Annotated in this window: 12 protein-coding genes; 6 read left to right on the plus strand and 6 right to left on the minus strand. The window is 64.5% G+C overall.

Annotated elements, in window-relative coordinates:
- Window positions 1–27: 27 nt before the first annotated feature.
- Window positions 28–600, plus strand: coding sequence for a DUF6461 domain-containing protein (locus ACWD4A_RS02255; RefSeq protein WP_451188192.1), 573 nt, complete (start codon window positions 28–30; stop codon window positions 598–600).
- Window positions 601–713: 113 nt separating this feature from the next.
- Here ACWD4A_RS02255 and ACWD4A_RS02260 read toward each other — a convergent pair whose 3' ends face one another.
- From ACWD4A_RS02260 to ACWD4A_RS02270, 3 genes are all read right to left on the minus strand, one after another.
- Window positions 714–4,676, minus strand: coding sequence for a golvesin C-terminal-like domain-containing protein (locus ACWD4A_RS02260; RefSeq protein ID WP_451188194.1), 3,963 nt, complete (start codon window positions 4,674–4,676; stop codon window positions 714–716).
- Window positions 4,677–5,356: 680 nt separating this feature from the next.
- Window positions 5,357–6,367 (minus strand): hypothetical protein, encoded by a 1,011-nt coding sequence (locus tag ACWD4A_RS02265; protein WP_451188197.1) that lies wholly within the window; start codon window positions 6,365–6,367, stop codon window positions 5,357–5,359.
- Between the two features lie 11 nt (window positions 6,368–6,378).
- Window positions 6,379–6,894, minus strand: coding sequence for a hypothetical protein (locus ACWD4A_RS02270; RefSeq protein ID WP_451188200.1), 516 nt, complete (start codon window positions 6,892–6,894; stop codon window positions 6,379–6,381).
- 389 nt (window positions 6,895–7,283) lie between these two features.
- Between ACWD4A_RS02270 and ACWD4A_RS02275 the strand changes: the two genes are divergently transcribed.
- The 5 genes from ACWD4A_RS02275 to ACWD4A_RS02295 all read left to right on the plus strand — a co-directional run bounded on the left by ACWD4A_RS02275 (window position 7,284) and on the right by ACWD4A_RS02295 (window position 11,269).
- Entirely contained in the window at window positions 7,284–7,814 is a 531-nt protein-coding gene (locus ACWD4A_RS02275; RefSeq protein WP_451188203.1) for a transposase domain-containing protein, read from the plus strand.
- Window positions 7,815–8,247: 433 nt separating this feature from the next.
- A complete protein-coding gene (locus ACWD4A_RS02280) occupies window positions 8,248–9,492 on the plus strand; it encodes a helix-turn-helix domain-containing protein (protein WP_451188206.1) in 1,245 nt (414 codons plus the stop codon).
- A gap of 418 nt (window positions 9,493–9,910) precedes the next feature.
- Window positions 9,911–10,246, plus strand: a complete 336-nt coding sequence (locus ACWD4A_RS02285) for a hypothetical protein (protein ID WP_451188209.1) — start codon at window positions 9,911–9,913, stop codon at window positions 10,244–10,246.
- 160 nt (window positions 10,247–10,406) lie between these two features.
- Window positions 10,407–10,742, plus strand: a complete 336-nt coding sequence (locus ACWD4A_RS02290; protein WP_451188212.1) for a hypothetical protein — start codon at window positions 10,407–10,409, stop codon at window positions 10,740–10,742.
- A gap of 65 nt (window positions 10,743–10,807) precedes the next feature.
- Window positions 10,808–11,269 (plus strand): hypothetical protein, encoded by a 462-nt coding sequence (locus ACWD4A_RS02295; RefSeq protein WP_451188215.1) that lies wholly within the window; start codon window positions 10,808–10,810, stop codon window positions 11,267–11,269.
- Window positions 11,270–11,961: 692 nt separating this feature from the next.
- Here the strand turns inward: ACWD4A_RS02295 and ACWD4A_RS02300 are convergent.
- The 3 genes from ACWD4A_RS02300 to ureG form a co-directional block, all read right to left on the minus strand.
- Complete coding sequence (locus tag ACWD4A_RS02300) at window positions 11,962–13,563, minus strand: alpha/beta hydrolase (RefSeq protein WP_451188218.1); 1,602 nt, start codon at window positions 13,561–13,563, stop codon at window positions 11,962–11,964.
- A gap of 174 nt (window positions 13,564–13,737) precedes the next feature.
- Window positions 13,738–14,547, minus strand: a complete 810-nt coding sequence (locus ACWD4A_RS02305; RefSeq protein WP_451188221.1) for an urease accessory protein UreD — start codon at window positions 14,545–14,547, stop codon at window positions 13,738–13,740.
- Entirely contained in the window at window positions 14,544–15,239 is a 696-nt protein-coding gene (ureG, locus tag ACWD4A_RS02310; RefSeq protein WP_451188224.1) for an urease accessory protein UreG, read from the minus strand. The genes ACWD4A_RS02305 and ureG overlap by 4 nt, the downstream gene beginning before the upstream one ends.
- Window positions 15,240–15,407: the final 168 nt, after the last annotated feature.

Here is a 15,407-nt window from a genome sequence, read left to right on the forward strand (position 1 = left end):
TCATAGTTCAACAATCCAGGAGATCCCATGCCGCAAGATGGACTTAGGTGGCTTCCCCACTCTTTCCGCGAGGGGTTCTGTGTTTCTTTTGTTCGGGGTGTGACCCCTGATGGACTTCTTTCACGGCTCGGAGGAATTACCGAAACAGCCAAGGATCTGACACGCGCCGAAGCAGAGGAGGCAGAACTTTTCGATGAGGCAGATGGCTCAGTAATCCGTGCAGGCTCGTGCGGGGAGTGGGCATACGCCATCGAAAACTGGGGGGCTCACGGCATACAGAGTGAGATAGCTGAAGCAATCTCCCGAGGCACCGAGTCGGTTGTGATCGCGAACACGGCCGATGGGAGCATTTTCTTTATTCACGCAACGAACGGGCACATCGTTTGTGCATTCGATCCGTCCCTGCCTCACTTGAGATCTGGCACAGACCCGGATCATCTGATCGCCGCGATGGAGAACGTGGGCCTCGCCTCGAATAAGGAACCTGGCGGCCATGCGCTTCAGGCAATTCTGCAACTGGCCGAGGAGGAATTCCAAATAAGCCTTCCTCGCCAGCAAGTCGAACATGACACCCTACTAGCCATGCGGATATCTTCCTGACATAGGAAATGAGGGTGGGCAAGCGCTGGCGCTTGTCCACCCTCATCCATGAGCGACTTCAGTTAACTCCGCGATGGGCGAAGCTGGATCTCGCCGATGGAGTTGGTGCAGCTTTAGAAGCCCGGGGCGTGAACCCAATAGGCGTCACCGTCGAGCAGTCGGAACTTTGTAGTGAACCTTCCGAGGTCACCACCGGCTCCCGTGTTTTGCCCCTTGGGAATGTTGGCGCGACCGCAGACCTCGTTCCAGGTCGGAGGGGCGTATCGGTCATCATCGTAAAGCCTCCACGAGCCGTCAGAGCCCTTACTTGTGTACATCTGCACGCACTCCTTGCCTGAACTGATGTTGAGCTGCCCTCCACTTTCCTGAGATTTCGCAAAAGGATATTCATCGCAGGACGTTTCTGGCGTGTCTGGGTGGGGCTCAAAGCTGGAATCGCAAACTTTGTCCCGGTTTTTTTGAGCCGCATCGTCGTCTGCCAGCCGGTGCAGCGGCTTGTTGTACTTTTCGCTACCTGGGTGGCTAGCGAGCTTCTCTTGGAGAATCCAGTAGTAAGCCGCTGCTGACGGATACTTTGCCGTGTTGAGCGTGAAGGTGGATGTGTGGTTCGGGAAAACGCAGCCAGACGAGGCGCCGACCTGGTTATCGCAGCGAATCTTGAAGTCCTGCGCGTCCCACTCGGAAGTCGTTGTCTGCCCTCTCGGAGTATTCGCCCACATCTTCCAGGAGAGAGTCATCTCGTCAGACGAGGTTCCGGTCCATTGATGGGATCGCCAGACCTCGGATGAATGCAGGTCGGTGGCCGAAGTGTAGGCCGGAGACCCAATCCATTGAGACTTAGTGTCTGTGCATTTCCCCTTACAGACTCCCTCCCAATCGAGAGTGAAGGGCCCAAGCGCGTCATCGATCTTCGTTGGGACGAAATACATGGACTCGCTGAAGCCTGATGAGTTCGGGTACAGCTTGATGTCTTGCCTGATGGCAAATGTGGCGCTACCCAGCGGCATGCCGTCCGCTGTCACGAGAGCGACAACTGCTTCGCCTTCCTGAATGCACCCCTCGTACCGAGTGAAATGCCTGCCCATATAGGTTGGGCACCAGGTAACGAACCCGTCCCCGGGTGCCGCAGCTGCAAGAGCTCTCCTGCCTTCTGCGGTGGGGCTGGTTTGGCGGAGCTCAATGCACAGCGACTTCTTGGTCTTGGGGTCGACCACGGTACAGTTCTTCGTTTTGGGACTCGCCAGTCCCTTCTTGCCGCTGGACGGGGTGGACGTCGGCTCATCCGGGAAGTCGATGTCGGGAGCGTTCGGATCTTCAGCCGGAAGCTTGATGTCGACGGTGTTTACGGCATAGTCACCCGGTGCGACTGCCACAGCATCGAAGGCGACGTCAGCGTCCCCGGTCCCATTTGCTGCAAGTGTGTCGAGCTGAACCTTTGGCGCTCCATCGAACTTGAAGGCGCCAAGCGAGACCCAGCCCCCATTGCCGTTCTGCTTAATGGTGCGACGTCTTTTGCCGCGGGCGGTGTCGATTACATAAGTTACCTGCTGGGCATAGGCGCCATGGTCAGGTATATGCACGAACACTTTAGCGGCACTGCTGATCTTGTCAGTGAACTCCCAGGTGCCCGTGACCTTCATCCGCTGGCCGTCAGCGTCATCCTTACGAGTATGAGCGAACCAGAAGTGGCCTCCGTAGCCAGCGCCAAGCTGCTGGAAGTCAATCTGTGCCGAGTCGGATGCAAAGTCCAGAGAGAACTTGCCGCTTGACTTCTTTGCAGGGGTGCAGCCTGGACGATGCGTAGGCGTGCTGTCCGGTACGTCGTCCACAATGAGCGCGTTACTGGGAAGCCCATCAGTGCTGCAGGTGGGTGGGTAGGCGTCGCCCCAGGCCTCCTCTACGTAGGTGTCGTTGAACCGGAGGGTTTCCTGTCCGCATTGCGCCCCTCGATCACAGTTCTTCCATGACGCTGGCTGATTCCACCAGCATTTGAGGTCATCGCGCGTGCAGGCTCCCAGACCGGGTTCATTCTTGTCGTTCGGGCCGATCTTCGACGGGTCGCACTGGTTGGCCGAGGTGCAGAAGGTCCCCTCGGGCGCCTTCATGGCCGTGCGGTCCTTAGGCGTGGTCCACCCTGCCTGCCGGAACCCGGAGACCATTTTGCCGGGCGACTCGAGGGCCTCCAGCGGCCTGGCAGCCCACCCCATGATCTTTTCCTGGTAGGGCCAGTCCTGGGGATGTGCAGCCTGTTTGTAGTCGTCCTTCCCATCAGGGGATTCGAGGAACGGTGTGCGGTTGGCCTTCCACAGGGGGTTCGCAGGGTTGTTGGTGAAGCCAACACCCCACATCCCTCCGTTCTTACCCGCCTCATCCTTCGGGTAGTACCCCGAGTTATAGGCCCAAAGGGCGAAGTACCAGTTCTCGATGTATTGAGGCTTACCGTTGTTGATGGTGAGCCCGTCTCTGCGGGTTTGGTTCCACTTGTCTGCCAAGATGCGGATGCCAGCAGAAATGTTGGTGGCGTAGTCCAGGGCGACAGCCTCCTGCTGCAGCCCCGTTAAGGCTGTCTCGCCGGGCTTTTCCTTGCCGTGCATGCGCATGCCATCAGTGACTTGGGTGACACCGTAACCACAGTCTGCCTTGTCCCAATTGATGCCCCACGGATCAGTCTGCTGGCCGTTGGCCGCATACTTGATGCCGTAGTAGTTACCAATCAGGGGGTTTCCGGCTACTCCTGGCACCACGACGCGAGATGCCTGCCACATGTTGGATTCCTGGGCAGTGACACCGAGCATCACCTGAGCGGGGATCCGCCCTCCTCCATCCAAGGGGACAGGAGGGAAGAGCGTTTGGGGTTGATAAGCCGCCATCCCCAGGTTTCGCCAGTTCTCCGGCCTCGAGATGAGCTTGTTGAGGTTCCCAGTGATTGCCTGGTCGACCGCCCACTCCACCTGCCGGGGCTTGGGTTGAATCGCTTGCTTGGCAGGGTCGTTGCGAGGAACCGAGCAGTATCGCTGGTCCTCGTCCGTGACCGCCGATCGACCGACACCTTGTTTCTTGACCGCGGAAGACTGCTTCAGGGCCGGCGAAGGCGCATCGCCCTGCGTCGAGTTTCCCAGGTTCGATGCGCCAGGGGTGATCCTGAATCCGGGTTCCTTGTCGGTACCGAGGACCTTGAGGTCAATCTGCACCGGACGCGTGGCAGAGACAGCTCCTGGCGCTCGGACTCGAGAGTCCTTGCCATCAGCCCAGGCGGTCTTCGAGACGAGCGCCTCGCCACGTGTGGTGGCGATGGACTCCTTCGGAACATCGGTCCGTCGTCTCACCACCGTAGGCATCTTTGACGCAGCCTTGGTATCCCCAGTGATGAACACCTGCCCGTCAGCACTGCTGGCGAGGTCCATTCGGGCCAGAGTGCCCTTCGCGAGCACCGCGGGCTTGGTTTTCCTGTCGTCTTCCCTTGCGAGGTCAGTGGCGCTGACCCGTTTGACCTCGCCCTGCGCGGCAAGGGGAGCGCCGTCTTTGGACGTCGGCCGGTCCATGTAGACGAGCCCGCCATCTGCGTCAGGTTTGAGGAGGAAGGGAATCTGGTTCGTGCGGGCGACTGATGTGCGCTGTCCAGACTTATTTATCTTCACCAGCCGGGCTGCGTCGGCGGCGACGATACTGCCGCCGACGGGCACGGCAGAGGTGACCTGCCCCTTCACCTCGATCGGCTGGTCCAGCCGGCCCGTCGCAGCATCTATGGTGATTAGACGTGTCGCGTTCTTGTCCTCGCCCCCGGCTACGGTGAACACTGCGTTCTCACCAGTGCCGCATCCAGGGCTGAAATAAGCCAGTGATGCCTGACGGTCCAGTTTCGTTACGCTGCCAGAAGAGAGGTCGACGACGGCAGTGAAGGCTCCCCGAGCCATCAGCTCGGGGTGATTGGTGAAGGTTCGTGGCGCGTAGGCAACGACGGCACGCTGGCCAGAACCAGTTACGCAGGCGTTACCGATCCACATGTCGGCGTCGAAGCCCGGTTCTTTCAGCGTTGCTGCGGTGCGCCAGGAGTAGCCGTCCTTCTTGTCGGCCACGAGTACATGGAATCCCTCTACGTCAGCAGAGGTGGTCCAGGCTCGGTCTTTGGAATTACCCCAGTCTTCGCCTAAGATTCGGCCGCGCTGCGTTAGGGCGACAGAATCTGAACCAGCGTTCTTCCTATCTGGCGTTGTGTCGGGTCCGCTGGCAACTGCAGCTCCTTGCGGCAGGGTCGCTAAGACCGCTCCTGCCGCTGCGGCGGCAAGCGAAACCCGTATCTTTCTTCGGTGCCTCACCATTCTCCTCCTATGTGAGAAGCCATGAATTTTCAGCGCGAACGGCGGCCGGCAGAGGGTTTAGCTTATGAATCTTCAGTGATTTCGCTCCGCGACTGCCGTGGGCCCAGTACAGCCTGACCCTAGTTGTGCGCTTTATCGCCACCGCAAAGGCGGGTTGGCGGATCCTGTATCAGGTCGCAAAATAACCCTGTGCTCTACCGGTGAAGGAGGGCGCAGGGTTACTTCTTTTGCAGGAGTCGGGGCGCGTTTCAGAAAAAACGCGAATTCCGCCGTGTCAGCTGCTTACGCTACATGAGTCCCTCTTGAGGTGCGGAACTCTGGGATCGCTAATAAGTCGCACTTTTAGGCTCTCCGATAGTCGCTCAGGTATCGACGCTGATGGGTGGCTTCCATTAAAGCGGCTGATTCGTGAGCCGGAATTCGGCGTATCTCGCTATTTAAGGTCGCTTGGATGAAGCCGCGGTGGCGCTTGCCAAGAGAGATTCCTTGCTCTTCTTGACTTGCGCGAGGGCGTCGCTGTTCTTCTGGATGAGCTGCTTCTGTATATCAACTTCGGCGGAGTGCCAAATTCCGACGAGGTTTACCGAAGTCTTGCAGGCGACATCAGCAGTTGCAGTCTTGATCTCTTCGGCTGAGGAAACATTTGAGGCGAAGCGGGGGTCGTCGTTGGCCTGCATAGGATCTGAGTAGGAGTAGCCCTTGGTCTTCATGCACTCAGACCACTTCCCAAATGCTTGCTTGACCCGAGGGTCCTTCATCGACGCGCGGTAACTTTCGCCATTTAGGCGCTGGACGATGTTGGGGATCACCTGCTGTCCACCAGTGAGCTTCGTGGCGGACTCACCGAGGCAACCTCCTTCTGGAACAGTCAGGCCGCTACGCAACTTTGGCTTCGCGCTGAGGCCCTGCCGGCCATCACTACGTTCTTTGGGAGTGCCGGTCAGCGCCAGCCATTCTTCGTCTGTGCGTTCCGGTTCCGCCGGCGGGTTGGCGAACTTGTTGCGACCGGAGGCGACGAAGTCTGGCTTGTACCCAGTTTTTGCGGCCTGTCCTGCGTTGTAAGTTCCGTAGCGGAGGTCGTCGAGCTCGAGCAGGTCGTCCGAGCCGGAGCCGCTCAACTGCGCGGCTGCAGGCTTGAAGTCACTGAATCCGAGCTCCTTCATGCATTGCTGTACAAGGGAGTTCTTAGCCTGTCCAACCTGAGCGAGTTCATTGCCCGAAAGTCTGTAGGACATGATGGGGAGTGAGAGGTCTGGAACATTCCCACCCTTGCGCGCAATGGTGTCCAGGTCTTTCGAAACCTCCGGGTTCGTGACCGCCTTATGCTCCGGGGTGGACTGTTCCGGACTGTGAGCAGGCGAGGGTGTGGAACACCCAGACAAAAAAACGGCTGCCGCGGCTGCAGACGAGAAAACGCCTGCTGCGCTCTTGCCTATTACTTTGCTCACGCCTGTCTCCTTCACTTGAAGATCGCCGCCTTTACGGGCTCGCCAGCACTTCGGTGTTCGACATTCGAGATGGCCTTGAAATGGCCACCTCCCCCTTCATGGCGTGGATAATAATTACTGGAAGCGTTATTGTTGAAGCTCGCTTCGGCGCCCAGGAGTGCCGTATTTGCATAAACAACGTCATAGGCGCCTTTAGACCACATGTTGGTGTGGATGCAGTAGCTCACACTCTCGGAGCGGTTGTCGGCCGAAGCCGCCGCCCTCCATATTTTCTCACCCTGACCATTTCCGGTGCCCGGGTTAAATACTTGAACATCGTGATTGTCTGCCCCTTGATGAAGAGGTGCCACGGCGCCCATCATGGCGCGATTGTAGTAAATGCACGCCATCCCCGGATAGCATCGCATCGACGGAAGCGTCGGTCTAGGCGGGTTGTCGGCCGAAGCGCTGACCGACGGAATCCCGGAGAATATGGCAGCCACACACAGGCCAACCGTGGCCATCCTTGCAATTTTCATTCGCTGCATGAACCTTCCTTGAGGCTGTCGATGGGAGCTTGTTTCCCATCGTGCATTGACTAAATATCGCACTTCCGATGGATCCGGCCAACAAGGTGGTAAAGAGAATGAGTTGCTCGGATTTGCGAGCGGCTCGCCAATCGTGAGCCGGGTAAGCGGCGTCGCAAATGTCTGAGCCGCAGCCATCTTGCGTCCCCCCGAAACGCCCCTTGTTGAGCCTCCCTGGACTCCGATCATCAGTCGGTGCCCGGCTGTAGATGCGGCGATCAATGTACAGAGAAGATAATTAGCTTGTCTATGGCTGCGCAAAGAAAAGCGACATTCTGGCCATCCAGTGGAATTTTACTGGTAGGGGTTGGCTAAAACTGCAGCCCAGTTGGCGCATTTCCTGGTTTCGGATGGATATTTCATGGGTAACGCTGGCCGAATTCGATTGCCGTTGCGTTATGGGCTGGTTGGGCAAGGCGTGCGCTGCTGGCACAAGGCTCGGGGTGGTGCCCGTAGCTGAGAGCCTGCCGGAATCATCAGGTTTGGGGTTGCTGACCTGGCCGTATCCGCCGAGCCTGGTACGCCGGGGTCGCTACCGCGTGCGGCCGGGCCGAGCGGCGCAGACGGGTTTTGCCCGTGCGGCTGGCGGTGTACTTCGTTCTGGGATTGGCCTAGTTTCGCTGGCACCCTATCTGGAAGTGCTCCGGCATCTGGTCAAGGGCCTGTGCCAGGCTGAGATGCTGGGACCGTGGCGGATTCCGGCCAAGTCGTCACTATTTCAGGCCCGGGAGCAGCTAGGCCCCGAGCCGTTGAGGATCCTGTTCGCCGTCACGGGCCGGCCGCTGGCCGACGAGGGGACGCCGGGTGTGTTCTGGCGGGGCCTGCAACTGGTGACGGTGGGCAGCACACAGTGCCTGCTGGGATGCGGCCAGTACGACTGAGAACGGGAAGGCGTTCAATCGGCCAGGCAACCACCGCAGCCCGGAGGCGGCGACGTTCCCGCGGGTACGGATGGCCGAATCTGGGCCATCTGCTGATCCATCACGCGCTCAGAGCCTTGGCCTGCGGAACCGCCGTAACACCGGGCGCCCTCCCCTGGACGGCTGGTCACTGCGCTGGTTCGGCTCCGCGACGACCTCCTGTCCCAGCTCCGGCCACTGCGCCGATTACGTACTCAACCCCGCATGGTGACAGGCAAGATGTCCAACCACCACCCGAATCGGGCAGTCTGGAAGTAGCGGCGGAACGTGGAGGCGACAACTCTCAGTCCGCCGACAGCAATGCGTCGGCCCCCGTGAGACGGGGGCCGACCATCGTTCTCCTGGGCCTTGCCCAGCGCTACCGTTCTGGTGTCACCGCAGAACGGAGTTCAGTATGCCCCAAGGCACTGACGAGCACATCGGTAAGCGGGTGCGCATCGCCCGGAACGCCGCAGGGTTCACGCAGGCAGAGCTGTCCGGACAGCTGGGCCGGACTGAGAGCTGGATGCAGAACGTCGAGGCCGGCCGCCTGCCCCTCGACCGCTACTCGGTCATCACCGCCATCGCGGACGTCTGCGATGTCGACGTCGTCTGGCTTCTCGGGCAGCCCTACCGGCTCCAGAGGGCTGGCGGCTCCGCGGCCCACGCCCATATCCCCGCTCTGCGAACAGGGTTGCGCCGAGCAGGGCTCATCCTCTCCGGCCACCCAGGGCTCGCACCCACCGGAGCCCGCGTCGGCATTCAGGCCGTTCGCAAGCAGTACGCCAGGGCGGCCGCCGCCCGCCAAGCCGCCAACCTACCGCTGGTCGCCCACGTCCTGCCCGCGCTCCTGGAAGACCTCAACTCCCTCCTCCTGTACCAAGGCGACGATTCCCGCGACGAAGCACTTCGGCTGCTCGTCGACGCCGCACGGACCGCCCGCATGTGCCTCAACCAGCTCGGATACCCCGACCTCGCATGGGTGTCAGCCGAGGTGGCCGCCGGTGCCGCCACGAAACTGGACGACCCCCTCACGAAGGCAGCAGTCGCCTGGGACCGGTGCGGAGCACTACTCCACCAGGCCACGATCCCGGAGATGCACGCCGTCGCGGAAGCCGCCCTCCGCGACCTGGAGCCCCTGGCGACGGCTCGGAAGCCGCGGCCTGAAGCGCTCTCTCTGCGCGGCGCGTTGATGCTCCGGTGCGCCGTGGGATCGGCCCGGAATTCCCGGCCCGGCGATGCCTGGGCCCGCATCAACGCCGCCCTGGAAGACGCCGACCGGCTCGGCCCCGAGTTCCACGACCTCGCCAATCACACGGTCTTCGGCAGAGGGACCGTCGCTGTGCACGCCGCGGAAGTGGGCGTGGAAGTGGACCAGCCCAGCACCGGCTTGAACGCGGTACCCGAGGCCAACATCGCGGCGATCCCGTCCCGCGAGCGCCGCACCCACTACGACATCGACCAGGCGCGCGCGTTCAAGAAACTCGGCAAACTCCCGCAAGCCGTAACGACACTACGCAAAGCCGCCTCCGGCGCGCCGTACTACGTCTACGCGGACCCGATGGCCAGGGCGCTCGTCTCGGACCTCGTCCGGGCCGGAGTGCCGTCGCAGGCCGCAGCCCTGTCCTCGCTCGTACGGAACATGGAACTGGTGCACTGAGAAGCTGCTGACCTGCGCAGGTCCGAGCCCGGAAAGCGCCCCCTAGAAATGCTAGGGGGCGCTACCCATTTCGTGGTCCACACTGCCTGTCTGTCACGGACGGCACGCACATGATCACAATGGGGTATGGATGTTCGAGCTTGTGCACAGTCGCGACGCCGCGGCCTGCGCCCGCGCCTACGCCACACTCGGATGGACCGTCAGGCCAGGACACCGTTACCGGCCGCGCGCCGGCTGCACATGCCAGGACTCAGGCTCAGCGGACCCTTGTCCTGCCCCCGGCGCCCACCCTCTGGACGAGCGGTCTCCCGGGCATCCGTCTGAGGTCGCCCCGGAGGATCTCAACCTCGTCCCGGGCGTATCCCTGATCGCCGCGACAGCAACGTTCGACGCCATCACGCTGCCCAAGCAGATCGCCATGGCTCTCATGATCAGCATCGACGGAGATGCCGGTGGAGAGGCAGCCACGCCCTGTCTCCTCCACGGCGAACACGCCACCCTCTTCACCCAGCCCGGCAGCGGACGGCAAGCGATCGCGAGGGCCGCCGCCTCAGTGACGGAACTCCACACCGGGTCGGCGGGCTGGGTGGCGCTTCCTCCTTCCCATGGTGCTCGCTGGGACACCCCGCCGTGGGACTACCGGACCGGACGGCCGATGCCCCTGCCTCACGGCTGCGACATCCGTCCGCATCTGCTCGGCGCCGCGCGACAGATCCTGGGTTCCATCACCCGCGGCGGTCCGGCGTGCCCGTGACGCGCCCCACCACCCCACACACCACTCCGGACTGCCGAGGCGGTCACCACCGGAGGTGCCCGGGAGCCATACCCATTCGCCGGGTCGGAGCGCTGCCCAACGCGACCCAGACCGAATCCCTCACCTGCACGTGCACTTGCCACCGAAAGCCGGGGACACCATGACTGCCACTCCACCGACCATCATCCTGGACGCCGAGGCGGTCACCAGAGGCATGAGCCGCGGACTCACCCCGCGGGACGAGGAGGCATTGCAGGCCTTGGAGGAGGGGCTCCGCGCCCTTATCGAAGCCCTGATCCCGCTCGTGGAGGCCGCGGCCGAGAACCGGAGGAGAAGCGGGTTCGGGGACGCCGCACTGCACAGCGCGGTGGCGTGGGGCCGCAGACTCCTCACCGACCGGACGATCAACGCAGACCCGTCCCCCGCACCTGAGGCCGTCGTCCACACGCTCACCCAGGCGGCCAAGTCCCTGCTCTACTACGCGAGGCCCCGGTGACGCCGTCATCGGACGGGGCTGCCGTCGACGGAGGCTCCTCTGCCGCCAAGTGGCTCTCTCAGGCATTGCTCGTCCCCACCCGGGGGTGGTGGCTCCGCGGCGACCCGGCACAAGTCCTGACAGGCGTCCTGTTCGACGTCGTACAGATCCCCGTCGAGGTGATCCACTCTCAAGCCGACTCGGACGGCCGGGAAGCGGTCGAGGCGGTCTTCCGGGACGCCGCGATCGACAGCGCCGTGATCGCGGACACGACGTACGGCTGGTGCTACGCCCTGGTGCCTCCAGGAACCGTGCGCTCGTGGAGCCCGCCCTACGAGTGCTTCGGGCCGTCCCACAGCATCGCCGTACCCGCGCCCCATCACACGGATCCGCCCGGCATCCACTGGCTGCTGGCTCCCCCGGACAGCGCCACATCGCTCTGCGAACCGGAGGCCGTGCGCAAGGTGACGGCAGTCACCGGGGTTGGCCAGCAGATGGTGAGTACCCCCTGTTCGGGGGTGGCGGATATTCGAAAGGAATATGCATAATCCTGAGCGTTGAACCGCGGCCGCGAGTGAGGCCGAAGGCGGTTCCGTTCGCACGGTAGAGACTCAGGGGGAGTCGTGTGTGAGTTCATTTCGAACATCCGCGTCGACGGCTCCCCCTCTGTCCCGTGTTCGTCGAGCTCGACCCGGCGCAGCCATCCGCACCCCGGCAGCGGTTGGCAAGCAGCCCGCGGCAGCAGCCCGGCTCCCGCCCCCACCGTCGCCATGGACGCGCTCCGCGGGTCCGGCCTCCCGTTCTTAGCCGACACCACCACTGGCTGAGGGAGAGGGCTTTGGGCGGCCTGGTGAGCCCTACGGCTCACCCATGAGACCGCCGCCTGCCGTCGCGCACCCCGATAGCGTCGGCAGGCGGCCACCGGCACCCACTCGCGGATCGCAGGTACCGGGAGTGGGCCGCCCGCCGCTCCCCAGGTCGCGCCCAATCAACCTCCCAAGTTGGCGGCCTGGGGAGCGGCGGGTTCACACCTCCCGCCCACAGGGGGACTGGGAAAAAAGTGGGAAATGATCACGACATTCCCCTGCGCTCACACACAGGGAATCGCATGCAAGCGCGATGATCTGCGAGCAGCCCGATACGAAGCGCCCAACGCCCCCATGCCCCTACGCCAGCGCCCCGACTCCGTGACGGAGCCGGGGCGCTGGGGTGAAACCGCTTTTGACCTGCTCGGAAGCCGTTACGACGCGGCGGCGGCCTTCGGCGGTTCCGGGACGGCGTGCGGGGTGCAGGTCACGTCCTTGGGGTCGACCTTGCCTTCGAGGAGGTAGGCGTCGACACGGGAGTTGATGCAGGGGTTGACGAGGCCCGTGACGCCGTGGGAGCCCGCGCCGTTCTCCGTGATCAGGCGGGAGCCCTGGAAGCGCTTGTGGAGTTCGACCGCGCCCGCGTAGGGGGTGGCGGCGTCACGCGTGCTCTGGACGAGGAGGGTCGTCGGCAGGCCCTTGTGGGTGGTGACCTCGACCGGGGTGCCCTGGGAGCCGTGCCAGGTGGCGCAGGGGAGGTTCATCCAGGCGTTCGCCCAGGTCATGAAGGGGGCCTTCTGACTGATCCGGGTGTTGTCGCGGTCCCACTTCTTCCAGCTGGTGGGCCACTTGGCGTCGGCGCACTCCACCGCGGTGTAGACGGCGTTGCTGTTCTCCGCGGTGATGTTGCCCGCCATGTTGGACAGGTCCGGGCCGGCCGCCGAGACCAGCGGCTTGCTGTCACCGGCGACGTACTTGCTCCAGGCCTCGGCGACCGGGACCCATGAGGAGTCGTAGTACGCGGCGCTCTGGAAGTAGTTGATGAGCTCGGCGGGGCCGACGACACCACCGATGGGGTTCTTCTTGGCGGTGGCTCGTATCTTCTCCCAGCCCTGCTGGACCTCGGCCTGGGTGGCGCCGAGGTGGAAGACGGCGTCGTGCTGGGCGACCCACTTCTCCCAGTCCTTGAAGCGGCCCTCGAAGGCGATGTCCTGCTCCAGGTTGGCCTGGTACCAGATGTTGTCCTGCGCCGGGTTGACGATGCTGTCGACGATCATGCGGCGGACGTGGTTCGGGAAGAGCGTGCCGTAGACGGCGCCCAGGTAGGTGCCGTAGGAGACGCCCAGGTAGTTGAGCTTCTTCTCGCCGAGGGCGGCGCGCACGACGTCGACGTCACGGGCGGTGTTGGCCGTCGTGAGGTACGGGAGCAGGTCGCCGCTGCGCTCGGCGCAGCCGTCCGCGTACTCGCGGGCCAGCTTGCGCTGGGCGCGCTTGTCGGCCTCGTCGGAGGGCACCGGGTCGGCCTTGGGGGCCGCCACGAACTTCTGCGGGTCGATGCAGGAGATCGGGGCGGAGTGGCCGACGCCGCGCGGGTCGAAGCCGACGAAGTCGTACGCCTTCGCGGTCTTCGCCCACAGCGGGCTCTTGGTGGTGACCCGCTTCGGGAAGCGCATGCCGGAGCCGCCGGGGCCGCCGGGGTTGTAGACGAGCGAACCCTGGCGCTCGTCGGCGGTGCCGGTCGACCGGGCCCGGTCCACGGCGATCTTGATGGTGCGGCCGTGGGGCTTGCTGTAGTCGACGGGAACCGTGACATAGCCGCACTCGATGGGCTTCTCCAGGCCCCAGGAGGCGGGGCAGTCCTGCCACTTGATGCCTGCCTTGGCCGCCGTCGCGGCGGCGACCTGCACACCGCGCGCCTCGGCGGCGCCGCCCGGCACGCGGTCCACGGCGCCGGCTGCCGGGGCGGTCAGGAACCCGGCCACCAGCGCGCCGGTCACCACGGTGCCGGCCGCGCCGAGTACTGATGTAGGTCTCACGTCGGAAATCCCCCTGCTGGATACGCCGCTTGGCGCGGCGATGATCACAATCCTGCAGCTCGGATCCTTCCGTCTCCCCTGCCATAAAGGACAGGCCGTACGAGTGTTCTTTACTAATCCGTAAGAATGACGAAACAAAAGACGCCACTTGTGCCACCGTTCACCCCTGGCACATCAAATCGCCCGCATAGCACCATCTGCCATAAATACCTCTGTTTCGAGCATTCTTCGAAGGTGCAGACCGTCGGCGGCGACCGCGCTCAGTACGAAGGCCGGTCCGGCGAGGGGTGTCACGGCCGCGGTCGGCCCCAGGGGGCGCGGGGCCACCGGGGCGTCCTCGAAGTCCGGGTCCACGACGAGGAGTTGGCCGACGGCCCGGTGGCCGCCCAGCACGGCGCCGCCGTCCCAGCCGGGCACCCCGTCCCCGTATGCCAGCTCCTGGTCGAGCAGCGGGCGGCCCGCCCGGTGGACGGTCAGCCGGCTGGTCAGCCGGCCCGGCCGCTCGCCCGCGCGGCCGAGGATCTGCTCCTCGCGGAGCACCAGCCGTGCGGTCGGGGCGAGTTCGACGCGGGTGGTCATCCGCAGATCGCTGCCCCGCGCGGAGATCAGCGGTTCGGGCAGCCAGTGCAGCGCGGCCCCGTCACAGACCCTGATCCGGGTGTCGTACGTGGCCGGGGCGCCCGTGCGGCCGGGCAGTGCGATGGTGGCCGCCGTGGTGGAGAAGTGCAGGTCGGCACCGTCCTCCACGGCGACGGTGAGGGTGAGCCGGTCGCCGCCGAGCGGCGCGCTCATCGCGCCGACGAGGGCGACCCGGGCCCGTTTCCCGTACGGCCGCAGCCTGCGCGGCGCGAAGGGGCCCGCGCCGTCGAGTACGGGCAGCGCCGTGCCGCCCCTGCCGTCCGCCGAGGCGACGATCGTGGCGGCGGCCCGGATGCCGGTGGCAGGCACGGGCGCGGGCGCGGGCCGTACGGGGGCGGTGGTCATCGCGGCCCGGCGGTCCAGGCCGCGAGCCGCTCGCGCACCCAGTCGGCGACCGGCCGTACGCCGTCCTCGGCCACGAGGGAGGTGAAGGCCACGGGCAGGTCGCCGCGCTGGGCCTTGGCGTCGCGGGCCATGCCCGCCAGGTCCACGCCGACGTAGGGGGCGAGGTCGGTCTTGTTGACGACGAGCAGGTCGGCGGTGGTGACGCCGGGGCCGCCCTTGCGCGGGATGTCGTCGCCGCCCGCGACGTCGATCACGAAGATCTGCGCGTCGACGAGGCCCTTGGAGAAGGTGGCGGTGAGGTTGTCGCCGCCGGACTCGACGAGGATCAGGTCCAGCGGACCGACCGAGTCCTCCAGGTCCTCCACGGCTTCGAGGTTGGCGGAGATGTCGTCGCGGATCGCGGTGTGCGGGCAGGCGCCGGTCTCGACGGCGGTGATCCGCTCGGGCGGCAGCACGGCGTGCCGGAGCAGGAACTCGGCGTCCTCGCGGGTGTAGATGTCGTTGGTGACGACGGCGATGGAGAGCCGGTCGCGCAGTTCCCGGCAGAGCGCGGCGACGGTGGCGGTCTTGCCGGAGCCGACGGGACCGCCGAGCCCTATCCGCAGGGCGCGGCGCGAGCCGTCGCCGCGGAGCGGGTGGGCTGCGCTGTAGGTGTGGCGGTGGGGGTAGGCGTCGGGGTGGTCGAGGTGCATTTTCCCTCCCGGGAGGTTGGTGGTGATGCGGGCATCGGCTGCGGGCCGGTTCGCCGCCTGCGGCGGAAGCGCTCTCCGGGCGCGTCCTCAATCACCGGACGGGGTGGATGCGCGGACCGTGGCCTTGTGCCTGTGCGAGCCCGGCAAGTCTGCGGCCCGGCCGCGCGA

It is taken from the genome of Streptomyces sp. NPDC002537 (assembly GCF_053594975.1).